25 protein-coding genes are annotated in these 25,759 nt (G+C 36.5%); all 25 read right to left on the bottom strand.

Annotated elements, in window-relative coordinates; all coding sequences use genetic code 11:
• Positions 1-2: 2 nt before the first annotated feature.
• The 25 genes from BMY14_RS01025 to BMY14_RS00910 all read right to left on the bottom strand — a co-directional run bounded on the left by BMY14_RS01025 (position 3) and on the right by BMY14_RS00910 (position 25,729).
• On the bottom strand, positions 3-809 hold the full coding sequence (locus tag BMY14_RS01025) for a polysaccharide biosynthesis/export family protein (protein WP_177177431.1): 807 nt from the start codon (positions 807-809) through the stop codon (positions 3-5).
• Positions 810-1,328: 519 nt separating this feature from the next.
• Complete coding sequence (locus BMY14_RS01020; protein ID WP_091828422.1) at positions 1,329-2,423, bottom strand: DUF1574 family protein; 1,095 nt, start codon at positions 2,421-2,423, stop codon at positions 1,329-1,331.
• Between the two features lie 20 nt (positions 2,424-2,443).
• Positions 2,444-3,658, bottom strand: coding sequence for an MBOAT family O-acyltransferase (locus BMY14_RS01015; protein WP_281246404.1), 1,215 nt, complete (start codon positions 3,656-3,658; stop codon positions 2,444-2,446).
• Positions 3,659-4,024: 366 nt separating this feature from the next.
• Positions 4,025-4,657: a hypothetical protein gene (locus tag BMY14_RS01010; RefSeq protein ID WP_091828420.1), complete on the bottom strand. Its 633-nt coding sequence runs from the start codon at positions 4,655-4,657 to the stop codon at positions 4,025-4,027.
• A complete protein-coding gene (locus BMY14_RS01005) occupies positions 4,645-5,079 on the bottom strand; it encodes a glycosyltransferase family 2 protein (protein WP_091828419.1) in 435 nt (144 codons plus the stop codon). Before BMY14_RS01005 ends, BMY14_RS01010 begins: the two co-directional genes overlap by 13 nt.
• A 37-nt stretch (positions 5,080-5,116) precedes the next feature.
• Positions 5,117-6,046 (bottom strand): WlaTC/HtrL family glycosyltransferase, encoded by a 930-nt coding sequence (locus BMY14_RS01000; RefSeq protein WP_091828418.1) that lies wholly within the window; start codon positions 6,044-6,046, stop codon positions 5,117-5,119.
• 30 nt (positions 6,047-6,076) lie between these two features.
• A complete protein-coding gene (locus tag BMY14_RS00995) occupies positions 6,077-7,051 on the bottom strand; it encodes a glycosyltransferase family 8 protein (protein ID WP_091828417.1) in 975 nt (324 codons plus the stop codon).
• A 16-nt stretch (positions 7,052-7,067) separates the two neighbouring features.
• A complete protein-coding gene (locus BMY14_RS00990; protein ID WP_091828416.1) occupies positions 7,068-7,985 on the bottom strand; it encodes a WlaTC/HtrL family glycosyltransferase in 918 nt (305 codons plus the stop codon).
• A 17-nt stretch (positions 7,986-8,002) separates the two neighbouring features.
• Complete coding sequence (locus BMY14_RS00985; protein WP_091828415.1) at positions 8,003-8,989, bottom strand: glycosyltransferase family 8 protein; 987 nt, start codon at positions 8,987-8,989, stop codon at positions 8,003-8,005.
• A gap of 15 nt (positions 8,990-9,004) precedes the next feature.
• Complete coding sequence (locus BMY14_RS00980; protein WP_091828414.1) at positions 9,005-9,985, bottom strand: glycosyltransferase family 8 protein; 981 nt, start codon at positions 9,983-9,985, stop codon at positions 9,005-9,007.
• A 12-nt stretch (positions 9,986-9,997) separates the two neighbouring features.
• Entirely contained in the window at positions 9,998-10,969 is a 972-nt protein-coding gene (locus BMY14_RS00975; RefSeq protein WP_091828413.1) for a glycosyltransferase family 8 protein, read from the bottom strand.
• Positions 10,966-11,967 carry a glycosyltransferase family 9 protein gene (locus tag BMY14_RS00970; RefSeq protein ID WP_091828412.1) on the bottom strand — a complete coding sequence of 334 codons (1,002 nt, stop codon included), beginning with the start codon at positions 11,965-11,967 and terminating at the stop codon, positions 10,966-10,968. Before BMY14_RS00970 ends, BMY14_RS00975 begins: the two co-directional genes overlap by 4 nt.
• A 15-nt stretch (positions 11,968-11,982) precedes the next feature.
• Positions 11,983-13,086: a glycosyltransferase gene (locus tag BMY14_RS00965; RefSeq protein WP_091828411.1), complete on the bottom strand. Its 1,104-nt coding sequence runs from the start codon at positions 13,084-13,086 to the stop codon at positions 11,983-11,985.
• Positions 13,087-13,100: 14 nt separating this feature from the next.
• A complete protein-coding gene (locus tag BMY14_RS00960) occupies positions 13,101-14,972 on the bottom strand; it encodes an LTA synthase family protein (protein WP_245741189.1) in 1,872 nt (623 codons plus the stop codon).
• A gap of 159 nt (positions 14,973-15,131) precedes the next feature.
• The gene (locus tag BMY14_RS00955; RefSeq protein ID WP_177177430.1) at positions 15,132-16,154 is read right to left on the bottom strand and encodes a glycosyltransferase family 9 protein; all 1,023 of its coding nucleotides are present in this window, start codon (positions 16,152-16,154) and stop codon (positions 15,132-15,134) included.
• 19 nt (positions 16,155-16,173) lie between these two features.
• Positions 16,174-16,647: a D-glycero-beta-D-manno-heptose 1-phosphate adenylyltransferase gene (gene rfaE2 / locus BMY14_RS00950; RefSeq protein WP_019551900.1), complete on the bottom strand. Its 474-nt coding sequence runs from the start codon at positions 16,645-16,647 to the stop codon at positions 16,174-16,176.
• Between the two features lie 36 nt (positions 16,648-16,683).
• Positions 16,684-17,670, bottom strand: coding sequence for a bifunctional heptose 7-phosphate kinase/heptose 1-phosphate adenyltransferase (locus BMY14_RS00945; RefSeq protein ID WP_091828409.1), 987 nt, complete (start codon positions 17,668-17,670; stop codon positions 16,684-16,686).
• Positions 17,671-17,679: 9 nt separating this feature from the next.
• A complete protein-coding gene (locus tag BMY14_RS00940; RefSeq protein WP_019551898.1) occupies positions 17,680-19,194 on the bottom strand; it encodes an LPS-assembly protein LptD in 1,515 nt (504 codons plus the stop codon).
• Positions 19,195-19,349: 155 nt separating this feature from the next.
• Positions 19,350-20,276 carry a hypothetical protein gene (locus BMY14_RS00935; RefSeq protein WP_091828408.1) on the bottom strand — a complete coding sequence of 309 codons (927 nt, stop codon included), beginning with the start codon at positions 20,274-20,276 and terminating at the stop codon, positions 19,350-19,352.
• A gap of 31 nt (positions 20,277-20,307) precedes the next feature.
• A complete protein-coding gene (locus tag BMY14_RS00930; RefSeq protein ID WP_091828407.1) occupies positions 20,308-20,754 on the bottom strand; it encodes a hypothetical protein in 447 nt (148 codons plus the stop codon).
• 185 nt (positions 20,755-20,939) lie between these two features.
• Positions 20,940-21,887, bottom strand: coding sequence for a putative porin (locus tag BMY14_RS00925; protein WP_245741188.1), 948 nt, complete (start codon positions 21,885-21,887; stop codon positions 20,940-20,942).
• 5 nt (positions 21,888-21,892) lie between these two features.
• Positions 21,893-22,261: an S-layer homology domain-containing protein gene (locus BMY14_RS20790; RefSeq protein ID WP_245741187.1), complete on the bottom strand. Its 369-nt coding sequence runs from the start codon at positions 22,259-22,261 to the stop codon at positions 21,893-21,895.
• Between the two features lie 353 nt (positions 22,262-22,614).
• The gene (locus tag BMY14_RS00920; RefSeq protein ID WP_091828406.1) at positions 22,615-23,904 is read right to left on the bottom strand and encodes an S-layer homology domain-containing protein; all 1,290 of its coding nucleotides are present in this window, start codon (positions 23,902-23,904) and stop codon (positions 22,615-22,617) included.
• 182 nt (positions 23,905-24,086) lie between these two features.
• A complete protein-coding gene (locus BMY14_RS00915; RefSeq protein WP_245741186.1) occupies positions 24,087-24,515 on the bottom strand; it encodes a RuvC family protein in 429 nt (142 codons plus the stop codon).
• Positions 24,512-25,729 (bottom strand): DUF3084 domain-containing protein, encoded by a 1,218-nt coding sequence (locus BMY14_RS00910; protein ID WP_091828405.1) that lies wholly within the window; start codon positions 25,727-25,729, stop codon positions 24,512-24,514. The genes BMY14_RS00915 and BMY14_RS00910 overlap by 4 nt, the downstream gene beginning before the upstream one ends.
• Positions 25,730-25,759: the final 30 nt, after the last annotated feature.

The following is a 25,759-nucleotide window of genomic DNA, read 5'->3' as shown; positions in this document are numbered from 1 at the left end:
AATTAATTGGTCAAACCACGATATACACCATATAAACTCACTAATGGTAAAATATCTTCTGTAATATCAATCTTGTTCGAAGCAGGAACATAAACAATATCGCCATCTTGTAAGGCAAGATTCTGACTCAAATCATGCTTTTTGATAAAGGCATCTATATTCACTTCTTTATAATACATCGTATCACCGATACTTCGTAAAACTTGAATATGTTTTGGTCGACCATGGGTAGCTACACCACTTGCTGACGAAACAGCGGCAAACACATTCATCGAATCCACGGTAAGTTCTTGAATCCCTGGTTTTTTCACTTCTCCCATAACATAAACTTTTCGCGGTCCATACCGTTTAATCATCACCGACATGCTAGGAATTTTTATATATTCGCTCAGTTTTTGTGATAAAACATCCGTTGCCTCTTTCACGGTAAGTCCAGCAAGCTTAACTGCTCCAGCATAAGGAAGTTGAGCATAACCATCCGGTCCTATCATAATGTCATTTGCACCTAGTGTTTCGGTCGTAGTAGCAGATTGCGTGGACGATATGCCAACACTATTATCACTGTTACTAACACCAAACGTATTGGAAAACCCAACAATCATGATATTGATTACATCATATTTAGACAATCTGTATTCATCTGTCAATTGTCCCGCACCCAATTGAGCAATTTTAAATTGATCATTCGCTACAAGTTCTACGGGTTTTTCTTCTTGAGCAGCATAGGCACACGAAAAATTCGCCACAGCAAATGTCAACGCGAGCAAGCCTGCCAATATAGAACGTTTAATGATATTAAACACTCCCATCTCATTTTATTTTATTTTATTATAAATATACCTTGTATTATAACATATTTCAATTCTATGGTGCATGAATTTTCCAGTTATAACTCAAATCTTCTACGAAATGATATCATCTTTATACATATTTCTATTTCAAGCACACATAACATGTATGCTTATGCACAAACTTTATCTCAGTATAATACAAAATCCTTTTATTATACTTTGAATTTGAAATATTACCACTGCCTTTTATAAAAAACAAACGCTCTCTATAAAAAAAGTGAGAAACAAAAAAGGTATACGTACACTTGCCAAACCGCAAATGTCTATACGTATACCCTACACAATAACTGTAAAACTTCTATTGTGTTGTTATATAGTTCAGCACATTCCCTTGTTATTTCCACAGTCCTTTGTGGTTTTCATTCAAACAGTTTACTTATTCTTTATAAATCTTAATATTCTCACCTAATTTTGATTTATACCCTTTAACAATATAGCAAACGTGTCCCTGAAGTAAAATAGGCTTATTGTCCTATTTTATTGTGTTAGAATTCCAGATTTAAAAACCCTATCGACTGCTTCGGTTTTTATATGCATACCATCATAAAAATCAACTGCAGATAAACCATTGATAGCTGGATTGTAAGACCCCAATACACTAATGTTGTGTTGTTTGGCAAAATCTCTAAAGTAAGTTTCCGTTTCTCTTGCGACCGAATATTGAGGATTTATTTGCAAAACATTATAAACAAGTGGATGGTAGGGCGGTAAAAAGAAAACAACTTCTATATCTTGAGATTGTAAATAGGCAATAAATTTCTCAAATTCTTGCTGATAATCTTTGTCCATTTCATTAAAATCACCAAGGAACTCTATTGGTTTAGACGCAGCCAATTTAACAGCTTTTGCTTCTGCATCTTCTACTGTGACATTGCGCTGCGCAGCTGGATAACCTAATGCCCCATCCGCAAACTTAATAGAAACTGGTAAGTCAGTTGCCGTCGTTTCATAATATGTGTTTTGTTTCGTTTTGCGCTGTTTCCAATTTTGATAAGATGCCTGCAAATAAGGCAATGATATCAACTCCAGATATTTTTTATACATCCTTTGCTCTAACGTTTTTCCTTTTGCTGAAGAATAGCTTATCCCCATATAACCACACGCATTTTTGTAATCATTCGCAATAGACTGCCAATCCATACGTCCATTATATTTATTTAAAAGCCATGGATCTAACCCAATAATAACTTTTTTAGGAAGTATTTTTTTTTTCTGATACATTCCGAAGATAGCAATATCATCTTCCAAAGCAGCACTAGACACACTATTATTAAAAAATTTCTTTTGAGGGAATAAGTAGCTATGAATTTGCATCGTTCGACTTGAACCCAGAACCAAAACGTCTAATTGATCTTTGCTATTTTCGACAATGTATTTTTGTACTAATCTTTCATCACAATTACCTACATTAGCTGCATTTTTTCCGCTAAGAATTATATTGGCAATTCCGGCTTCATATTGGCTCGTCCGAAAGATCCCCGCTGGATCGATATAATAATTAAAAACGGCACTTCCCGCTAATCCAAATAATAATACAGATAAAATTAAAATAAAACTGCGTTTGTATGACATGACGTAACCACCTATATAATTTAAAATTGAAAATATAAAAATGCTGAGACATTTGACATTGATAAAATGCTAAGAACAGCAATAATTCCAAGTGCAATAGACCATACATAAGATGGTTTCCATTGCCAATATTGTACATATTTTGTCTCAATATTTTTTGCACTAATTCGCAATGCAGGTTTATAGGCAGCCGTAAGTTCCATAGTATTCGGCAAAAGCAAAACAATAATCAAAGCTATAAGAATCCAAGGCACTACTTTAGTTAGCGACAAATTTGTTATTGTCATAAACCCAGAAAAATCAAAGCCAAAGCCTGATAATAGTGGTATTCGATAAGCTAGGTTTTCTGCTAAGCTTATCCCATTGAAACCAAACATGCCCTTTATTATAAGGATCGCCGTCTGTAGTGTATCGGCACGAAAAAATACCCAGGCCGTCACTACACTGACAAAAGTTAGACCCCAATTTATAATATTTGGCAAACAAATTTCAAATTTTCGCCAGGTATGGTTCACTATTAAATAAAAACCATGTAACCCACCCCAAACAAAAAAAGTCCAACCTGCACCATGCCATATACCACCAAGCAACATAGTCACAAGTAAATTTCTTAAACGACGAAATTCCCCATACCGATTTCCACCTAATGGAATATATACATAATCTTTTAGATAACGCGATAACGTCATATGCCATCTACGCCAAAAATCAATAACAGACTTTGCCTTATATGGAGAAAAAAAATTCACAGGCAATCGAACATTACATAACAATGCAAGTCCAATAGCCATATCCGAATAGCCTGAAAAATCAAAATACAACTGTAATGTATAAGCCAGAGCTCCAATCCAAGCTTCAAATAATTGTGGTACATTGCCTTGTGCTGCAGCATCAAAAATTGGTGTAGCATATAGTGCAAGATGATCCGCAATAATTACTTTTTTAAAAAGTCCTAAAATAAAAACCACTGTGCCAATTATTATATTTTCCCAGTTAACCTTCAATAATTTGTCTGATTCAAATTGCGACATCATTTCTTTGTGATGTAAAATGGGACCCGCAATTAAATGTGGAAAAAAAGTCACAAACAACATATAAGAGATAAATCTATATTCTTCAACGCAACCACGGTAAGCATCAACTAAAAAAGCAATTTGCGTAAATGTAAAAAATGAAATGCCTATAGGTAAAATTATATTTTCACTTGGTATAGATAAATTAAATAAAGTATTCATATTTAAAATAAAAAAATTAAAGTATTTATAATAAGCTAATGCCAATAAGTTTATAAAAACCCCAAAAATTAATAGATATATGGGTTTTATATTCTTATAAGAATGGTAATTTTTCTGCAACAAAAAATAACCAACACCATAGTTAAAACAAACGGAGGCACCCAACAATATTAAAAAGACTGGATTCCACCATGCATAGAATATAAAAGATACAAAAACGAGCCACGGCACAGCCAATCTTTTAGATTTTAATTTTACAATGAAATAGAAAATCCCCATTGCAACCGGCAAAAAAAAGAATAAAAACTCATAGGAATTAAATAACATCGGACTAAGAAACCTTCCTTTTCTGTAATGTATTGACCTTTATTTAACCAAAAGTTTTACCATATATTTTATTTTTTGATCAACCAGTAGAACATAAGCTAGTGTTTTTAAATAATCATGTTCAAAGAGCCATGCGTATATTTTATTTTTCAATCGTTTACTCTGTTCTGTTTTATGAAAACCAACAAAAGCAGGAAGATAATATGTTTCTCGTAGCGTATGAAGAACCTGCAATACTTCTTGCCATGATAATTGTGCTTCTGGTTTTCTCATGATACTGCAAATTAAAATCACATAGGTGATAACTCGCTGCTGCCAATAAGCAGGATAACTTTTTGATAATTGCAGGCTATCAAATAAATTTTGTTCATATGTCAACAGCCTTTTCGTATCGTCAATGCGATCAATTGAAAAAACTCTTGATGTCGATGTTTTATAGACAATATGTTGATAATAAATTTTAGGATTTATCACTACACACTTGCTATGTGGATATAACTGCATGCAAAAAACTCGATCTTCATGTCCATATTTAAACTGCGAGTCAAAGGTAATTTGTTTTTCTCGAATCAACTCCGTCTTAAAAAGACCATCCCACACATATACTAATAAGTCCGCTTCATTCAGTTTCTTATATTCTGCCGGCAGATCATTTTTCCTTATAACAAGCAACGCTTCTTCATTGAGCTTTCCCGATGAATGAATCGCATCAACTGAAAATTTTTTTGTTTGATATATTGGTTTCCATATTTTAAAATATCAGCATTATATTTTTTTGCCAAAATATAATTTTCTTCTAATAAATCCGGCAAATAAACATCATCATTATCAATAAATGCGATATATTCGCCTCGAGCTAATGTCAAACCTTTGTTACGGGCTGAGCAAATTCCACCATTTTTTTGATGAATCAGCGTTATTCGTTGATCGTTTCGTGCATACGATGCACAAATTTCAGCACTTTTATCAGTTGATCCATCATTGATTAAAATAAGTTCAAAGTCTGTCATCGTTTGGTTTAAAACACTGTCAATTGCCTGTGATACATATTTTTCAGCATTATAGATTGGCATCACTATACTTACTAAAGCCATAACTCACCTGTCCTTTGTGGCAAAACCAACATTGTATTTATCCTTGTCTCGGACATCTCCATATTTTTTCTTTTCCATATTTCAGATACCATTTTATGGCTTCTTGATATCTTCTTTCCTGCCAATGTTTTCTGGCCTCTCTTTTATAGGTCTTATAAAGCGGCTTAGCATGTTTAATCGACAAATGCGTCGCCCCAAATTCTTTTAATACCATAAACCAATCCATCACAGCATGCACAGAAAACAAGCTTGGTTTTTCACGATAAGCCATAACAAGCAAGGTCTGATCTGCATCAGCTAATCCGCAATGCGTTAGATGTAAAATCGACTGTCTGAATAGTACCGCGAGCTCCGCCCATAATGATGCAGGAGCTACAATAATTCCACCTGATATATAAACTTTCATTTTATGGATAATATCAAATATGGGCATATCATCAATATCTTGTGTCGTAAAAATATGAATATGCTTTGAAAAATCATATTCCCATAAAAAATCAAATTCTTTTGTATTTGGATATGCTTCACCATTATGATTATAGCCAAAATCAACCCACGCTATCATTCCATCAATTCGTTGTTTTTTTATCGCATCAGCAATAAAATATGGTTTCAAATAGGTAACATAATTATATTTGGCACTATGTGATTCTGGATTTTCTGGTCGTTCACGAAATTTTAGCAGAATTTCATTGGCTACTACTTGATTTAACTGCGAAGCGACCTCTGGATCTAATTGATCAATTTCATTCACTATTATAACTTGTGTTTGATTTTTCAATCCATATCCTTCGCGAATTTTCCACACTTGCTGCGCTGTAGCTTCATCTGTATACACAACCAGTTTATTTTTTATTCGAGCCCAAAACTTGAAATACTCCACATATTTATTTGAGTTTCTTTCAAAACCTTTCCAATTAGCTCTGCCTATATCAAAGAATGCAGTTACGATTGTAAGTTCAGACATTATTTTCCCCACACCACCAAATCTACTAGATTAACTTTTTGCTTTTATTTTCGCAACGGCATAAGCAAGGTACCAATAAAGCGCCTGCAAATACATATTTCGCTTCCGATAAGAACGAGCCATTCTTTTTTTCTCTTTATAATGTTTTGGTTTTACTAACGGAACATTAGCCCACGGCGTTTTTTGTGCATATTTCTGATAAAGCTTCACCATGAAATGATGTTCAGACCAATGCTGCCATGGTTTATCACCAATAAAATGTATAAAAATAACGTCTTTTGGAGGTTTATTATCCATTTTGCGCATATCATATAGATAATTCCACTGCTGTGCAATAAATAAAGTTTTACCATCTAATAGTATATTCAAGACATCCTGATCAAGATATGTATATTTTTCTGGATTTTCCGTTAATAAAGCAACCGCCTGCTCGGCAATCTGAGCATCGTTCCATTTATTAATGTCAATATACAAGAAACCAGCGTTAAAATATTTCCCGTTTTTCAGTGACAGCCGATTTACATTAAATTTCCCCTCTTCACTGATTGCTAAAACAATGTTACCCTTCATATCCATCGTTTGCAGTTTGTCCAGCATTCCAATACATAAAATATCCGCGTCAATATAAAGTACTTTATCTACCAATCCATGTAAAACTTTCCCCATAATAAAGCGATAGTAAGTAGCATATGACCAAGCCAATGTCGTTGGTAAATTTCTAAATGCTTCAATATTAATATAATAAATTTTTATACTAATATTATTATATTGTGTTAATTCTTGTAATTTTGCTAAATCTTGCTGCTCAATTCCATCTGTAAAAACATGAAAACTAATGTTTTTTTCTTGATTATGGCAATGGATACTATCCATTAAAATCCCCATACCTCTGGCAAAATTTTTATCAATACCAAAGGCAATGTGAAAATCAGTCTGACATTCTTCAACGTTACGTTTCATGTTTATTTGTTCTATTTTTAAAATAATATTATCAAATAGTTCCATCAGTAAGACCCTCAACTTATCGTTTTGTCTGAAGTTTTTCCCTTGCATATTTTCCATACCATTTTAAAGCTTGTGTATAGTTACCAGCTTGCCACAAGGCTTGCGCTTGTTTTTTTGATTCTTTATATTGTATTTTTGAAGCTCTTGTCAAATGTTCACCGCCCACTTCTTTTAAAGCAATAAACCAATCATCCACGGGATGAATTTCAAATAGATCTGGATTTTCTCTATATGCCATAACCGAAACGGTCTGATCATCATCAGCAAACCCACAATGCGTTAAATGCAATACCGACTGCTTGTACAAATCGGCAAACTCCTGCCATAGTGGCGCTGGGGCTGCCATAATAGCACCTGCGATGTAAGCCCGCATGGTTCGTACTATTTCAAAAACCGGCATATCATCCATTGGTTCCATAGCAAACAAATGAATTTTCGGAGTAAAATCATAACACCATAGAAAATCAAACTCTTCCGCATGAATGCAGGTTTGTCCACCATGATTGTAGCCAAAATCAACCCAGGCTACCATTCCATCTGCATAACCATTCTTTACTGCATCAGCAACAAAATACGGTTTTAGACAAGTAACGTAGTTATACTTTGGATTCCAAGATTCTGGATTTTGTGGACAAGTTCGAAAGTTAACTGCCTCTTTATTATCAGTCACAACACAAATTTGTTTAAATAAGTCCGGTTCAAGTTTATATACATCATCAATAATAATAATTCGTGTTCTATCTTTTAAATGAAATGAATCTCTTATTTTCAATACTTGTTCAGCCGTAACTTTATCTGTATAAACAACAAGTTTATTCTTCATTCTTGCCCAAAATCTAAAATATTCTACATATTTTTGAGTACTACGCTGAAAGCCTGCCATATCACCTCGGCCAATATCAAAAAAGCCACTCACGATCGTGATTTCAGACATACGGATTCGCCTCCTTTTCATTCTTTACATTTTATTTGAATTCTTGTATATATATATTTGACAAACCATATGAATGCCTGTAGGTACTCCCCATTTTTTTTGCAAGATTTCGCCATTCTACGTTTTTCCTTGTAATGGAAAGGTACTGTCAGCGGCACACTATTCCATGGTGATTTAAGACTATAAGCTTCGTAGCATTTAACCATAAAATGGTGTTGCGTCCATTGCTGCCAAGGTTTATCACCTGTAAAATGGATTAAATTTACATTGCCGGGCAAAACCTGTTCCATATAGCCTAAATTATAAATATAGTTCCATTTTCGATCTATAAAATTTGTCTTTCCATCCAGTAAAACATTTAAAACATCCTGATCAAATGATTTATATCGTTCTGGATATTTTCGCAATAAATCGATCGCTTTATCTGTAATCTTTTCTTTATTCCACCGATTAATGTCTATATACATTACACCAGAATTGAAATATTGTTTACTTTGCATCGATAAATATGTAATTCTTTCTTGCAGTCCACCAACTTGATCTTCAATAGCTAAAATTATGTTTCCTTGCATATCTTCTTGAATAAGACCATCTAAGGACCCTATACACAAAATATCTGCATCAAGATATAAAACTTTATCTACTTTATCGCATAAAAATTTTGCCATTATAAATCGATAATAAATAGCCTGTGACCATGCTATCGTAATAGGAAAAGCTTTAAATCCATTGGCATCTATATAATAAATCTTAATGCTTATGTTTTTATACGTCGTTAACTGTTTTAATTTTTCTAAATCAACAACATGTAGTTGATCTGTGAAAATATGGAATTCAATTTTTTTATCTAAATTATTTAAAATAATAGACGTGATACAAACTCCCATACCGCGAGCAAAATTGGCATCAATTCCAAAAGCAATATGTATATCTATCTTTTTATTTTTAATTTCATCTCCACTGAACGATTCCATTCTAGTTATAATATTATCAAAAATATCCATAAAAAACCTCGCAATCTATTTTTTTAGCTGTCTCGCTACAAGATATTTCCAATACCACTGTATTGCAATAATATATTCCTGCCGCCGAAAATATGATCGCGCCAATTTGCGTTTTTCTTTATAACTGGAAGCGTCTCTCATTTTAACATTATGCCAAGGAGATTTTTGTATATATTCCATATAATATTTCGCTAAAAAGTGATGCTGCGTCCAACTTTGCCATGGTTTATCACCCGTAAAATGAATTAAAATCGTATCGTTAGGCAATAGATGTTTCATTCGTATCGTATTATACATATAATCCCACTTTTTATTAACAAACTTTACTTTTCCATCCAAAAGAACATTCAATACGTCTTGATCTAAAGACTTATATTTTGTTGGGTCTTTACTCAATAATTGTATGGCACGCTCAGATATTTCATCCTCACACCAGCGCTCAACATCAATGTACATAACACCTGCATTGAAATATTTTCCATTTTTTATTGATAATTCTTGCATGCGTACGATAAAGTTTTCTAAAAAATCACAAATTCCAATAATTGTATTATTTTCCATATTAATTTCAATCAATTCTTTTAAAGAACCTATACATAATACATCTGCATCTAAATATAAAACCTTCTTAGCTTGTCCATATAAGACTTTCCCCATAATAAACCGATAATAGGTAGCATAAGTCCACCCGACAGAAGTTGGGAATTTCTCGAAAACTTTTTTGTTTATATAATATATTATAAGCTTCACATTTTTATAATGCGTCAACTGTTTTAAGCGTTCAAAATCTTCGGCTTGAATGCCATCTGTAAAAACATGAAAATTTATTTTTTCTTGCTGGTTATGTAAAGCGATTGACGTCATACATACACCCATGCCTATTGCAAAATTAGCATCTATTCCAAAGGCAATATGCAAATCTTCTTTTTGCATTTCAAATGTTGGATTTTCATCTATAATTTCAGTTTTTAAAATAACATTGTCAAAAAGGTTCATAATTCCACCGCCTCATTTCTTTTCCACCCGCTTAGCCTGCCAGTATTTCCAATACCAAAGAATTGCTTCTTTATATTTTCCCTGCTGAAGTTTGGCTGCCCCCATCATTTTCATCTCTTTATAACTACGCGGTACAGAAAAAAACGGGACATCGCACCAAAGAGAAGCTTTGGCATAACGAATAAACAATTCTTTTTCTTTATGCATACACCAGACATGCCATGGTTTATTTCGAGAAGCAAAATGGACAATTATGGCTTCATCCGAAATCTTGCTATATTTTTTCTCCATATTACAAATTTCATTCCATTTACGTTCAATAAACTTGGCTCTGCCATCTAACAGAATATTTAAAGCATCCTGATCGAGCAAAAAAAACTTTCTTTTTGCTAAAAGGTCCATTGCCTGTTCTGAAATCTGATTTTCATTCCAGGCTTTGAGATCAATGTATAACATGCCTGCATTAAAATACTGTCCATTTTTCAAATCTAATGTTTTCATATGGTTTGCCACAAATTTCCCCTGGTCGGCAACAACCATGGCAATCTTATCAGAAAAATCAAACTGTACCAATTCTGCTAAATCTCCCTTACAGACCATATCTGCATCCATATAAATCACTTTGTCAATCGAAGGATACAGAAGTTTCGCTACGATAAACCGGTTGTACGTAGCTGCTGTATAATTCCAGGTCGTTTGCATCGACTCAAAAATAACTGGATTAATATGATATAAATGGATAAGAACCTTCTCCGCCTGTGCCAACTTGTTTAGTCGTTCAATATCTACCAGTTCAATCGAATTAGCAAACACATGAAACACCAAACTATGCTGCTGGTTATTATCGAGCAATGACGTCATCGCTACGCCCATTGGTCGAATGAAATTCGCATCCACACCAAATGCGATATGTATAGGCTGTTTGTCTTCATATTTGAGAGCACCAAAAGTTTCTTGTTTTTTTACCGCATGATTTAAATTCATAGTGTTCTCTCCTTGATTTCGCTTGCTAACCAGCCTTGTTCTATAATCACTTGTTTTACTTGTTCCGGAAAAATGAGTTCCATACAGTTTTGTTCACATTTTGGCAACGTACAATCCAGTCTCTGACAGGGCACACAAGGTAGGCTGCTCTTTAGTATGATAGCATTTCCTGGAGCCCAGCGTATTGGATCACTGGGACCATATAAGACAATAGTCGGCACGTTTACCGTACTTATAATATGCATAGGCCCTGTACAAACTGAAATGGCAAATGCGGCCTGTTTAGCAATTGATGGCAGTTCTCGCAAACTAAACAGACCGGCCGCATTGATTTTATTTCCTTTAATCTGGTTAATATAGTCTTTATCACCATTTGAACCAATATACAATGGAATAATGCCTTCTGCATTTAAAAAATCATTTATTTCACTGAAATATGAAATTGGCCAATTTTTATTAAGCGCTGCACTTTTGGGTACAACAAGAACTAGTTTCTTTGTTATCTTTTTGTGTTCTGCCAGCCAGTTTTCTAGATAATGGCTTCTTGTTTTATCAGGATTTCCCAATACGGCTGTTATTTCATAATTTTCTGCCTGCGGATTGATCAGTTTAATATAAGAAGCAAAGTCCTCTATTGCTTTTACGTTATGAAGTTTACGCTTAAAGAGCCGATTTGCCCCTAAAGATATCTCAAATCCCTTATTTAACAATTTACATTTTGCTTTCCAGGCTAATACGGTCGAAGTAAAACGATCATCCACAATAATAGCTTCATTATACCCTTTTTCCTTGATATCCAAAATGATATTTTTTTTATTTTTTTTGCTATAAGGAAAAACATCATCAATATAAGGATGATTAACGAGTAAATCCGCAGACTTTGCCGCAACGACAAATCCAACTTTAGCACCATTATACTCCTTGATGAGTTTTGCCAATGGTGTAGTCACTACGACATCACCAATTCCCAATCGATTGATAATTAAAATTTTTCTCACCAGGGAAACCTCCTTCTATGTAATCCGTTTAAATACATCCATATAAGCTTGTGCCATCGTGTCTAAACTCAAACGATCTTTAATATAATCAGCAATTTTCTGGCTTTCCTCTTGCTCTAGTTGAAAGGCCCGCTCCATCGCACTTGCCATATTATCTGCATTTACCGGCTGATCTTTCCCATCGAAATTCACATCACAAGCATACGCAATATTGGCTCCATTTATAGCGCCAATAAACGTATCAGCATTTCGAATCGCGACAATCGGCTTTAAACAAGCCAAAGTCTCCATCGCAACGCGCCCTTCACCAATCAGTATGTCAACAGCATTATACCATTCGGTAAGGGACGAAACAAAATCATAAATTTGAATTTTATCGCCATATTGCTGATTAAAAGCAAGAATTTTTTCATTGATTGTTGCTCTTAATGGCCCCTCACCGATAAGGATCAGTTTTGCTTCGGGTCTTTTTTGCAGTACCCTTGGTATACTGTCAATAATCTTTAACGTCACTGCTCCCTTGACTCGACTGAGACGACTGACGTGCAGGACAAGAGGGGCTGTTGGATCAAGGCCTAGTTCCTGCCTGCATGTTTGTTTGTCTTTTGGTTTAAATTTTCTAAAATCAATACCATTATTGATGAGTTGAATCTGCTTGGGAAGAAAACCAAAGTCTTTTTGTAATGTATCGGAAAGATTCCGACTAACACAAAACACCTGAGAAAATATTTTTGCATAAACCGATTTGAACATAGCGCGATGCCATGGATCATGCATGGTTACCGTATAAGGGATCCGCGTATAATGACGAATTATATACGCCCAAATCCCAGCCGTTCTTTGTTGCGCTGAAATCACCTGTATATGTTCTTTTTTTATGAAAGCACATAAGCTTTTAATGTCGCTTATCCACCGAAAAATATTTGCGCCACGTGCTTGTATTTTGATGATTTCTACGTTAGGGAACTTTTTTTGCAGCTGTCTCAATTTGTCTGTATCGCTGCCCTCATTAACCGTTAAAAATAAAGTATGCCCGACGAGTCCCTGCATTAATGCTTCCACATGTGTTTCAGCTCCACCAACGCGCCATGGCTGTGAAAATAAAATCAAAATATTCACGATCCCTGTACTCCTTATAATTGATTTCCTTTGACTAAAAGCCACCAGGACAGAGTTCTCATCATAGATATTTTATCTTGTGAACTATCTTGTGCTGCCTCTATCTTTGACAGATCACCATGATTGAATACTTCATAATCTGTTGGATTTGTTATCTTGCCAATCGCATAAGGCGTAATCGAATAGTCATTATTAAAACCTATTTGATTGCCTTTGGTTAAACTATTTGCAATCGAATAGTAAGTAAAACCTTTCGGTGCTAAAAGTTCAATTAAAGTTGGCATAATATTCACCTGACTGCCAGCTATATCACTTGGCAGCAAAGCTTTGGTAATACCAGGTCCAGAAATAACAAGTGGAATCGTATACCGTTCATAAGGGGTTGGTGTGTCCGTAACATTAACCCGATCTGAATGATCCCCTGTAATAATAAATAGGCTGTCCGGATATTTTTCTTTTGTTTCTTTGACAAAGTCATGAACCACTTTATCCATATACCAGTAATGTCCAAGTTTACGAATTAATTCTTTATTATTTTTCTGATCTTCTGGTAGTCCATCCATGATTTTTGCCGCATCAAATCCAGCCTTATCCAAGTCTAAATTATAGGGTGGATGATTGGATACAGTTAAAATTAGATGCACCGTCGGTGCTTCTTCATCAAGATGTTTTGATAACGCCTGGAAGATATATTCATCTTTTGTTCCCCAAATATTATCTGGTTCAGCACCAAAATCTGCACAACTATAAAAATGATCAAAACCTTGAGCCAAGGTAAAATCTTTAATCCGTTCCCAAGAGGGAAAACCACCATACCAAAAATCAACTTTATAGCCCAATTTCTGCATTTGTGGTGCCAATGCCGTAATATAGGTTTGTTCATAGCTCCGCTGTTGATAATTCACGGGAATTGAAACGTCTGAGAGCCCTGTGACGAGTGCTGTAACAGCCATTGCGGTAAAGGATGCATTGGGCAAAAAAGCCTGCGTATACGCTGTGTCATCTTGTTTGATGATATCTTTCAAGCCATTTGCTAGATTCAATTTATCAAATTTTTCCATCAAAGGCCATTGTGAATAGGTTTCACCAATCACGATAAAAATATGACGTGGTTTTGCAATCTTAGCACCCGCTGCCTGCCGTGCTAAGTAAGGTGTCAAATCATCTGATTCTACATTATTCCCAGCAACCAGTTTGCTGTATTCGCGGATTTTCTCTTTGTGAATACCACTTATCTGATCCCCCTGTGCCATACGATCATGAACAGCATACGCACGATACAATGCCTGCATATCATCCAGGATAGCTTCATTCAAAAAGCTGGACTTCGTAATAGCTCCATTTTCCCAGTTGATAGAATGATTATAATTAAAACTGCCACCAAATCGCATAAAAAGCATAAAAATTGGGATCATCACTATGACAACGACACGAAAAAATAAATGTTGTGTCTTTGTCGTAAACTGTGGCAAAGGATAATTGGGACTTTTCAGCAATGTTTTGAACAAAAAATACAAAAAATACAAAATAACCAGTGCGCCTAAAAGTCTGACAGGTAAATTGTACTCTTGAATCATCGTAATAAACAATGCATAGACATCATCATTCATGGTATTAAACACATTTTGATTAAATGTCACATGAAATGCATTGTAGTAGGGAAAACGTGCCTGAAATAGAATCGACAAAACGGCAATGTAAAGGCCGCCCAGCCATAAACGAATTGAAGTTGTTTTAAGTTTTGGTACAAAAACATTGCTCATTGTGCAGACTAAAAAAGATAACAAAGCCAAGACTCCAGCTGATTTCAAGCTCAGACGAAACCCGGCCCACATAGCCAATGCTATATCAGTCATACCTGTATTCGGTTCGATATAACTTTGCATAATCCATATAAAAGCTCCACGATACAAACAAAATAATAATAATAAAAACACATACGTTTTTATATCTCTTTGAATATTTTCAAAAAACACCGAAAATCGCGACATCATATCACTCCACAATTCTATCTTTCATCCTATCTAGAATTACTTAAAATAACCCTAAATAAGATTTTTAATTTTTTCAATCACTTGTTGTACGGATATCGCGTCGAGACAATCTCTGTCAAACTTACACGTACGATTCCAACAGTGTTTACAATCATAGGACACTTCGATCACGTGATCCAGCTGACGATATGGACCATTGCGATTTGCATCCGTTGGTCCCATTAACATAATGGTTAGTATATTAAGCCCCGCTGCCAAATGGACGGGCCCGGTATCGCCACCGAGCGTAACTTTTGATTTTTTAATAATGTGGGCTAGCTGTTTGAGCGTTGTTTTTCCCACAAGGTTCACCGGAGGAATTTCCGCTGCTGCTGCAATTTCATCAGCCAAACGTTCATCGACTACACCACCGCCAATCAGAACCGGAATAATATTTTGATTATAGAACCAGTCGACTAATTTTGCATAATATTTAGCTGGCCAGCGTTTATTCGGCCAATTTGCACCGACGGCTAAAACCACATATGGATTTTGACTATTCATACCAGCCTGCACCATTAATTTATCAGCAATATCAGCTTCTTTGTCCGTTATTACAAGGGGAAATATAACCTGTTCGACCTTGCAGCCAAGTTCACGTACCACATCAAGATATCGTTCAACAATATGGCCTTTTGCATTTGTTCCTATGACTGGTCGACTTATTTTATCGCTAAATTCACGCATATCCACACATCCCAGCTTCAAAGACGCTTTGCTAAGCCAGGCGATGGCAGCAGATTTAAAAAGCCCCTGCAAATCAAGAACGACATCATATTTTGTTTTTTGTAGAGCAGACGAAAACGGCCCTATCTGTTCCATAAAGCCGCCGATTGATTTGAATTTCTTTTTTTCAAAAACAATAATTTCATCTATGTAAGGATTATTCGTCAAAAGGTCATAAGCCGGCGGTTCAACAACCCAGGTAATTTTTGCCTTGGGAAAGGTTTCTTTAAGCGCATGGGATACTGGCAGGGCATGAATAACATCACCAATTGCGCTGAGTTTGATAACGAGGATATTTTGAATTATCATCAGAGGAAGACCCCTTTCTCTATGAATTCGGAGCTGCTTTTATTTTTTCAATTACATTCGTCGTTGAGCGTCCTTCAACAAGGTTCACAAATTCAATTCTACCACCATTCGCTTGAACTGTTTTTGCTTCAGGCAATGTAGCAATTGTGTAATCGCCGCCTTTGACATAAACATCTGGTTTTACTTTACCAAGCAAAGATTCAGCCGTGGGTTCATCAAACAGAACTACATAATCGACCGATTTTAGCGCCCCCACAACTTCAGCCCGATCAAGTTCATTATTGATTGGACGGTTCTCGCCTTTGAGACGGCGTACGGAAGCATCCGTATTGAGTCCAAGTAGAAGACAATCACCAAAGGACTTTGCTTTATTTAAATACCGTACATGTCCAGCATGGAGAATATCGAAACATCCATTGGTAAAAACAATGTTCTTTCCATTTTTACGCAGTTCGGCACAGAACGCTTCTATTTTAGTGGCATCAATCAGCATACATTTCTCCTACCTTCTTCACAGTTTTTTAATTTTTTATTTTACAAGTTTCATTAATTCACTAGCCGATACTGTGGCCGTACCCAATTTTCGAACTGCAATTCCAGAGGCAAAGTTCGATAATTCGGCAGCCAAAGCCGGTTCAACTCCAGCAGCAAGGGCCAAAATCATAGTTGCAACACAAGTATCACCAGCCCCCGATACATCATACACTTCGCTTTTATCCGATACAGGTATATCATGAATCGCTCCATTGTTTTCAAACAAAACCATCCCTTTTTCACCACGAGTTATAAGTACGCCTTTGGCTTCCATCTGGTGTAGTAATTTTGTTCCAGCTTCATATAAAAGTTCTTCTGTAGTCAATTTAAACCCCACGGCTGCTGCCAGTTCACCATCATTTTGCTTGATAAAATCTATACCTTTAAAACTCAAAATATCGTAGCGCGAATCTACCATCGTTGGAATACTATTTTTTGCACAATGATAAAGTATCATTGCCTTAATGCTGTCCGTCAAGGTTCCACTGCCGTAATCACTTAGTACCACACCTTGAACCTGTGGCAATATTGATTCCAGATATTGCATGATATTCGCTTCAAAAGCTGGAATCATCGGCATTTTGCTTTCTTTATCAATCCGAACGATCTGCTGACTCACCGTTGCTCTGCCGCCGGCAATAATCCTTGTTTTCGTGATCGTTGGTCTTTTTTCATCACAAAAAAATCCCGCCGTATTGACGCCCTTTGCTTCCAGAATTTCTTTTAAGCCGCGCCCGGCATTATCCAGACCAAGCAGGCCTACGGCAAACACTTTACCGCCAAGCGTTGCTGCATTGTGTACGACATTAGCTGCGCCGCCGGCAATGATTTCTTCATCCGCTTGTTCTAAAACTAACACCGGGGCTTCCCGCGAAATTCGCGAAATTGTTCCATGCAAATAAACATCCGCCACCATATCACCAATGACAAGTACCCGTTTACCTTGCATCTGCTCTATTACATCTAATAAATCACTTTTCATAACGATCTCCTACCAATTCTTTAAATGAAATTTCACACTCCAGGCATCCCGTTTTTCACGATAACGGACTTCCATTTGTGCACAATGTAAATCATGGTACCAATAATAATCAAAATCATGCGTCTGTTTTTTATCTACATCATAACTTTGTTCTGCAACAAAGCGATTTTTGTCATCAAATTTATAAGAAAAGCCACTTTCAATATTTTTGGCAAAATCTGCATTTCCATAGTCGAAAGCGGATTGTACTTTACTGTCTTTTGTATAATGATAACTTGTATAAACTGTTAATTTAGGATTGATATCTTTCAGTAAAACGCCATCATACATGACCGTATTAATTTGTGAATTATCATACGATTCTTTAATGATTTTATAACCAAAGCCTGTATAAAGACTTAAGCTTGGACTAAACTTAATAGGATCACGATCTACATAGACAGAATAGCTTTGATGCCAGCTTGTCTTGATATCATCATCCCATTTACCATATTCAGAACTAAAGGAATAGTGGAACGGAAAATCACCGATTTGCTTTGGACCATAATCGATCAAAAACGTTGGTTCTTTTTTAATCCAGTTGTTATCGCCATCTTCGTAATCACCTGTTTCAAGTGCTAGTTTCAATAAACTATTTTTCCAGCCAACACCATACACATTTTTAAAATCGCGTTTTGGTGAATAGGATAGCTCCGCATAGGCATTCACATTTTTTTTGAGTTCTTGTTCAAAGTCCTGACGGATGGTTATACCATCTTCTTTACTATAGCGAACGCGGGGAAAGGCTGTGTTTTCGCCTTTTTTATTTTTCCCGATTTTCGTTTCATATTTTTTGGTCGAATAAATGACTTGATTTTTAATATAAAATTTAACATTATAAGCAACCATATGATCATCCGGCCAAATTTCAATTTTTTCCGCACTAATATGATAGTCTGGTTTAATCGCCGGACATTTTGTAACGGAACCATTATAAATGATCATTTCATCCGGATAAAACTCCAGTTTTTCGCCTTTTATATACCGTCCATCAACTTTGCCTTTGGCATTTTCCATAGTTCCTGTTTTCTTTTGATAATTATAGTTTGTCTTATAACCATCCAAAACCAATGGTGGTGCTTGAACCTGCAAGAGATGCATTTTGTCCTCGACATATACATCTGAGTTTTGTGTATTGCCACGCAAAGCATCTGTCGTCATCCGTGCCTCCAGCTGCGTAACTTTTACATGCCCTTTTGCAAAGACTTCGCCATTTTTTTCATTGAAAGAAATATCATCGCCTTCAAAGGTTACCGGGGGCGGCAATTTTGCATCAATAGTTTTCGGTTCATTTTTTTGCTGAGCGGCAAGTTCGTCATGCAGTGCCTGCAGCTCCGGGTCCAGACGGTCTTTGGCTGCTTCTCGTTCATTTTCCCGATCTGTTAAAATATCTAATGCATTCGGTGCCGCTTCTGCTAAAAGATAGGAATTAAATACCGTAACCAAAGCAAACAAACCTGAACATATTTTTATCTTATTTTTCATTACGTTCTCCTGTCTATATCCGTCAGAATCTCTAACTTAATTTATGTTCGACATCCATTCATAAATACCTGCTCTTATGATACTCCCTTATATTGTATCAAATAACAAAAAAAAAGACAGCCTTTTTTGACTGTCTTGTTTTTCCCATATAAAATTTATTTGGCAGCAGCTTGAATACCAAAGACAGTTGTATCCTCTTTTGTTTGGATATACAGCTCCGTACCAGCTTCAATATTAATGTTTTTACCATTAATAAAAGCACCTGTCACCACGCCAATTGGTCCTAAAAGAACCATGCCCGCAACCGTTGCACCTGCTGCCATAGCAACGGATTTCATTTCTTGTTTGGCTTTTTCGCCCAGAAATGTCGTTACGGTACTGCCATCAATCGCGGTCGTCTGATCAAAACCAATTTCGACTTTCGCATCACGACCAAAATTGCGTGCCTGTGTCACTTTGTTAACAGTTCCTGTTCCCGGTGCGCCTTTGGCAAAAACCAAAGTCCCGTTGATCATAACATCTTCCGCTACCTGATATTTTATTGTATCACCCACTTTGAGTTCCTGACTTTTAATTGGTGTCACAAGCGCTATTTTCACCAAGGTATCGGTTGGAATACTGGTCTGCACCAGAGGAATTTTCACTCCCCCAAAAGCCAGTTCTCCTAGTTTCGCTATACGTTTTTTCAAGGTACCTTCTTTTGGTCCGCCTTCAATGACAGTTTCCAGTTGTTCACTTCTTGCCTGGATGGAGTTCATCGTAACTTCATGTGTCACCGCCCATTCAATAGCATTCAATTGTGTTATAGCCGATGGTGCAGATGTATTATCGTACAAAATATTATAGAGATTATCAATACGGCTAATCATTGTACCGGTGGGATGCATTCCCAAATAGTCTTTTTCTAATTTATTGGTTCGTTCCAACAATGCACCTGTTTGTGTATGCCCGTACATGCCATTTTCAATTGCCACGAGTTTGCCTTGTACTGTATTGTCGATCTCCTGTGCGGATACCATTACGGTCGAAAAGAAGAACATTCCTGCCAGCAGCAAGGATGTAATTTTACGAAATTTCAACATATTTTTTTAAAACCTCCTATTATTTTCCTGGTTATATTTTTACATCGATTTGTGCAGATACGCCAACTCCCTGAACACGCGAAAAGTTAGTAGCGGTTTTCGTGTTGATTGGAATCAACGCCTTGACCCGGAAACGATCCCCACTAAAATCTCCTTCAAGCTGCAAAACCGCTTTCGTTTGATCAACTAAATCCTGCGGCCCGGTAACCTGTGCTGCCCCGGCATAAGTTCCATTGCCCACAGTAATAACTGGTACGACTTTTGTTGCATAATCTGAGCTAACACCATTTTTCGCTGTAAGCGTATTAATGAAACTATTCAGCTGCCCGGAAAATGTATCCACCAATACGGCAATCCCACCAGCTTTTATGATGCCCCCCAGGCTACCCAGACTAAAAGCCTGCGTTGAATTGATCGCTGCCGTACAAGTCAGGCTTAACACCAAAATTGATGCAATAAGTATTTTCTTAAAATTCATACGATCCCCTCACTTTGAATAAATACATTTTTTGTTGACTCTTTTACAGATTCGCGATGAAAAAGAAAAACCCTTTTAATTGAGTTCATTCCAAGAGAAATCAAATTTATAGCAGACAAAAAGAGCTTTTGCCGAAGCAAAAGCTCTTTTTGTCTGCTATAAATAGCAAATTATAAAATCTAAAATTAGAATGCGAATTCAAGACGTTCGAATACTTTTTTAATATCTTTACCACCCGTGATATTTTCACCATCATAGTAAACTGTTTTGGATAAAATATTTTTATCAAGCATATACATTGCGCCTAGTTCATACCCTTTTGTGCCAGTTTCAGCACCATTAAAAGTCGTATTGATGGTTGCAAAGGAACCAAGCTGACGATAAGCAGCCCAGAGACCATAAGAACCAGGAACGCTGGCTTTTACGCCTTTGTAAGTTAACTGTATAGAATAAGATTTAGCTTCACTACTATCGGCTTGAATGGAATTAATCGTTGCATTATTTGTTTCGGCATCACTTTTTACATAAACACCGCCAAAAGTGAAATCTTTTGTGAGTTTATAATCAAAACCAGCATTCCAGAAACCATAATTATCACCTATGTTTTTTCCGGCATATTTAACATTTGTGAAACCATCATCACTCAAATAATTATAACCAGCTGCTACGGTTAAAGCTTTTGTCGGTGCATAGCTAAATTGTGCCGATGCATAATCTGCAACCTGACCAGCTTTTGAACCAACTACGCCAAGAATGCTCCCGTTTGCAATGCGACCATAAGTTAATGTAGTTTTTACTGCTTTACCAAAGGCAAATTCTGCCCCAGTAAGTTCTTTATCGATAATAAGACCACCATTGGTTAATGCAGCATTATCGAATGTACCAAATTTACCAATTTTTGCTGTTGCACCAAATAATGGTCCTTGAGCAAAAATTCTTTTGGTAGTAACCTGGTCTTTACCAGTCGATGTGCCAATTGTACCATTATCATTATTCAAACTAGTTTGTCCATCTAAACGGGCTCTTACTAACCAGTCATCATTAACAGCGGCATTAATTTCTAAACGAAGCAAGCCTGTACCTGCGATGTCATCATTACCTTTATACGCTTTGTTATAACGTGTACCTTCCAAACGCATTAAACCATTGAATTTAACATTATCAGATTTTTTTCGAGGTTCGTCACACGAACACCAAGGTTGTTTAATTCATCGGCATATTCAGCTGACAATTTGTCAATCATTGCTTTATCAGCAGCAGAAACATCGGATTTTGTCATTGCTTTTGCTACCATTTGAGCCATTTCATAGCGAGTGATTTTCTGGTCACCACGGAATGATCCGTCGCCATAACCTTCAATAACACCGTCTTTTGCTAATTTGCTGACAGCATCATAAGACCAATGGTCTGTTGGAACATCGCTGAAAGGATTGGCAGCAGCAAACGTTGTGCTGGCAGCGCCTACTACTAATGCAGTTGTGATCGCTGTGATTAGAGTTTTTTTCATAAAAATAAGTCCTCCTAAAATTTATTGATGAATTCTAAATTTTTAGAAAGAAGAACAATTCGCTGAGTTTCCTCGTTTCCTCATTGCTGTTTTCTTCCAATGAATCTCAAATTCTTTTTCATGATAGCATGTAAAGCTGTTAATTACAAGATGTACACCAAAGATTTACATAAATTTAACCAAAAATCAATATAATCACCCTGATTTTGGTTATTTTACCCAATGCACATCTTTTATGCTCAATTTATCTATATGAGTTGTATTATATTTCTTTAATGCATTATTATATATGGTATTTGACGTAAAAAAAGGCTCTCACCGAAGTGAGAGCCTTTTTGATATTGTATCTCAAATTAGAATGCGAATTCAAGACGACCGAATACTTTTTTGATATCCGTATCGGAAGTAATTTCGCTACCATCAAAATAAACTACTTTAGTCATGATATTTTTATCAAGCATGTAATTTACACCAAGTTCATAACCTTTAAGACCAGCTTCAGCACCATCATATGTTGGAGCAATTGTAGCTAATTCACCGATTGAACGGTAAGCAGCCCATAAGCCATAAGAACCAGCAACATCGGATTTAGCACCTTTGTATGTTAACTGTGCAGAATAAGCCTTTTCTTCATCGCTGTTATAACCAACGTCTTTAGCATCAGCATCACTGCTTGCATATTCGCCGCCGAAAGTGAAATCTTTGCTTAATGCATAGTCAAAACCAACATTCCAGATTCCAACTTTGTCATCACCATAATTGTTTGTAAATCCAGTGGTATTACCGCTAGCATTATCTTTAAGATGTGTATAACCTGCACCCAAAGCTACTTTACCTGCAGTATAACCAAACTGGATAGCAGCATAATCAGCAGCAGATGTAGAATAACCAATATTAGCGATATCTTCTGTATCTAAACGACCATATGTTACTTTTGTTTTTAAGGCATTACCAAATATAAATTCAGCACCAGTTAAGTCAGTATCGATGATTAAACCACCATTGGTTAAACTTTCGTTGTCAAAAGCACCAAATTTACCAACTTTAGTATCCGCACCGAACAAAGGACCTTCTGCATAAATTCTCTTAAGTGTAACTTTATCTTCACCATTAAGAGCTTTATCCTGATTCAAGCTAGTCTGACCATCTAAACGTGCTTTTACATTCCAGTTGTCATTTACAGCTGCATTAACTTCTAAACGAAGTAAGCCAGTTCCAACTGTATCATCATTATGAACAGGACTATTATTGTATCTTTTACCATCCAAACGCATTAAACCAGTGAATTTAACGTTATCGGATTTCTTTTCAAGGTTTGATACACGTACGCCAAGGTTGTTCAATTCATCAGCATATTCAGCAGCTAATTTGTCGATCATTGCTTTATCAGCAGCGGAAACATCCGATTTAGCCATTGCTTTTGCTACCATTTGAGCCATTTCATAACGAGTGATTTTCTGGTCGCCACGATATGTTCCGTCGCCGTAACCATCGATAACACCGTCTTTTGCTAATTGGCTTACAGCGTCATAAGACCAATGGTCAGATGGAACGTCGCTGAAAGGATTTGCTGCAGCAAAAGTTGTGCTTGCTGCGCCTACTACTAATGCAGTAGTAATTGCTGTGATTAAAGTTTTTTTCATTTGAAAAATCCCCCTAAAATTTATTTTCGAACTATCGATTTTTTTAGGAAGAATAACCGTTCGCTGAGTATCCACGTTTCCTCATCCAAGTCTTTCCTCTTCATCCAATCTCAAGTTCTTTTTTATAATAGCATATTCCGTTGATGATTGCAACAAATATTATGAAAAATTTTACAAAAAATTTACGAATTCTTAATAAAATATCGTTCAGCTAAAATCACGGCAGCATAATCATCCACCGGATCCGGGGGTACCTGCATCGTCGTTGGCAGTAAGCGCCTCCAGCCGCTCGGAGGATTTTCCTGCCAGTAACGAATTTTTGCCGCATCAGTGGTGCGATATTCCTCACAAATTTGCAGGGGCATATCAGGAAAAGCGGCTTTGATTTGAAGCTGCGCCGCCTTACTGGTCGTGCCATTTCCCATGATAATCAGATCAACCGGATAATAATCGCACAGTTTTCCGATTTCTGGCAGGATATTTATTGTTGCCACCACTCGCTTGATTAGTATACCGGCGCGTGAAACAACCGCTACTCCGCATTTTTCACGTCCCGGATCAATGGATAGTATTGTCTTTTGCATTTCAATCACCTTGACTATTTCTTTCATTTTTGCCCCAAAATTTCTTCTACCTTTATCCGTAACTTAAGCGGCCCCAGCGCATTGGTATCTGATTGAGCATAGGCAGTAAGCAAAATATCGCCGCGTATCGGATCGATGCTGTTAATAATATCATAAAATTGTGATCCCGTCATAACACCTACGGAACCTTTAATCGGATCGGACAGAATACCTTTTTTAATAGCCGAAATGTTGACATGCTTCAGAAATTCAATAACCGTGCGTTCTGCTTCATCCGCACTTTGTCCTTTTACACTGAATTTTTCAGCAAAAACATAATCATTTTCATGATAAATAAGACTGTTTTTATAAATCTGTATATTAGCCCGAACCGGTTCACCATAGACAATATTGCCAGCAGCTACAATACGAATAACTGTATTTTGCCTGGCATTTTTTATCGTATTAAAGGCTTCATCAAATTCCTTTTGCGAAATCCAAACCCCTTCTATCGGGCTCTTAGCTCCCATGCGCTGTGTAATATTCCGGTTAGCCAGATAGACAAGGCTCGTAAGATCAGCATTGATCGTTTTGTCATTGTTTGCGACATCCACCACACCACTGGCAATAATTTCTCCGGCCCGATAAATGATATCACCTTGACGAACAAATTGCAGACCTTGGCGAAATTCGGCACTTCGCACAGCCAATATATTATTCTCTTCATTCAATGAACTATTAGCTTGCATGAGACTGGTATTTTGATCACCTAAAGCGCTGTTTTGTGCCATTAAATCATCATTGTGCAAAACAAGCTGGGCATTCCCAGCTTCAAGGTTTCGATTATTGGATTCCAATGCCGTATTGCGGCTTTCCAGTTCCACCTGAATTGTTTTTAATGAACTTACCTCGTTTTTTGTTTTCGCCAAGTCTTTATTTGTGTTTTCCTGTTCAAGATTAGCCGCAGCCAGTTCATCCGTTACTACGGTGAGGTTTGTCTGCGTTTCTTTAATCTGCTGATTGAGTTTTTCCATACCGAATAATGCCGTTCGTACGTCTTTCGACACCGCAGCCATAATACCAAATGTCAATGTTGTAATCAAAATCCCCGTGATAATCGTTACAATAATCGAAGTATGCCTTGGACGCAGCCCAAAAATCGACAATTTTTTCTTACCGACTTTTGTCCCTAACCGATCACCAATAAAAGCAATCGCACCACCCGTAATCACAAGAACTATGATAAGAACGATTCCATACATAAGGTGTCACATCCCTAATAAAATTAAACT

Source organism: Propionispira arboris (genome assembly GCF_900109225.1).
Lineage (GTDB): Bacteria > Bacillota > Negativicutes > Selenomonadales > Selenomonadaceae > Propionispira > Propionispira arboris.
Note: the sequence above shows the minus strand (reverse complement) of the source record. Positions and strands in the feature narration are given on the sequence as shown.

Bases quoted from the DNA above. Each gene is read 5' to 3' on its own strand.
- BMY14_RS01025 (WP_177177431.1), bottom strand. From the start codon at position 809: ATGGGAGTGTTTAATATCATTAAACGTTCTATATTGGCAGGCTTGCTC.
- BMY14_RS01020 (WP_091828422.1), bottom strand. From the start codon at position 2,423: ATGTCATACAAACGCAGTTTTATTTTAATTTTATCTGTATTATTATTT.
- BMY14_RS01015 (WP_281246404.1), bottom strand. From the start codon at position 3,658: ATGAATACTTTATTTAATTTATCTATACCAAGTGAAAATATAATTTTA.
- BMY14_RS01005 (WP_091828419.1), bottom strand. From the start codon at position 5,079: ATGGCTTTAGTAAGTATAGTGATGCCAATCTATAATGCTGAAAAATAT.
- BMY14_RS01000 (WP_091828418.1), bottom strand. From the start codon at position 6,046: ATGTCTGAACTTACAATCGTAACTGCATTCTTTGATATAGGCAGAGCT.
- BMY14_RS00995 (WP_091828417.1), bottom strand. From the start codon at position 7,051: ATGGAACTATTTGATAATATTATTTTAAAAATAGAACAAATAAACATG.
- BMY14_RS00990 (WP_091828416.1), bottom strand. From the start codon at position 7,985: ATGTCTGAAATCACGATCGTGAGTGGCTTTTTTGATATTGGCCGAGGT.
- BMY14_RS00985 (WP_091828415.1), bottom strand. From the start codon at position 8,989: ATGGATATTTTTGATAATATTATAACTAGAATGGAATCGTTCAGTGGA.
- BMY14_RS00980 (WP_091828414.1), bottom strand. From the start codon at position 9,985: ATGAACCTTTTTGACAATGTTATTTTAAAAACTGAAATTATAGATGAA.
- BMY14_RS00975 (WP_091828413.1), bottom strand. From the start codon at position 10,969: ATGAATTTAAATCATGCGGTAAAAAAACAAGAAACTTTTGGTGCTCTC.
- BMY14_RS00960 (WP_245741189.1), bottom strand. From the start codon at position 14,972: ATGCAAAGTTATATCGAACCGAATACAGGTATGACTGATATAGCATTG.
- BMY14_RS00955 (WP_177177430.1), bottom strand. From the start codon at position 16,154: ATGATAATTCAAAATATCCTCGTTATCAAACTCAGCGCAATTGGTGAT.
- rfaE2 (WP_019551900.1), bottom strand. From the start codon at position 16,647: ATGCTGATTGATGCCACTAAAATAGAAGCGTTCTGTGCCGAACTGCGT.
- BMY14_RS00945 (WP_091828409.1), bottom strand. From the start codon at position 17,670: ATGAAAAGTGATTTATTAGATGTAATAGAGCAGATGCAAGGTAAACGG.
- BMY14_RS00940 (WP_019551898.1), bottom strand. From the start codon at position 19,194: ATGAAAAATAAGATAAAAATATGTTCAGGTTTGTTTGCTTTGGTTACG.
- BMY14_RS00935 (WP_091828408.1), bottom strand. From the start codon at position 20,276: ATGTTGAAATTTCGTAAAATTACATCCTTGCTGCTGGCAGGAATGTTC.
- BMY14_RS00930 (WP_091828407.1), bottom strand. From the start codon at position 20,754: ATGAATTTTAAGAAAATACTTATTGCATCAATTTTGGTGTTAAGCCTG.
- BMY14_RS20790 (WP_245741187.1), bottom strand. From the start codon at position 22,261: ATGAAAAAAACTCTAATCACAGCGATCACAACTGCATTAGTAGTAGGC.
- BMY14_RS00920 (WP_091828406.1), bottom strand. From the start codon at position 23,904: ATGAAAAAAACTTTAATCACAGCAATTACTACTGCATTAGTAGTAGGC.
- BMY14_RS00915 (WP_245741186.1), bottom strand. From the start codon at position 24,515: ATGAAAGAAATAGTCAAGGTGATTGAAATGCAAAAGACAATACTATCC.
- BMY14_RS00910 (WP_091828405.1), bottom strand. From the start codon at position 25,729: ATGTATGGAATCGTTCTTATCATAGTTCTTGTGATTACGGGTGGTGCG.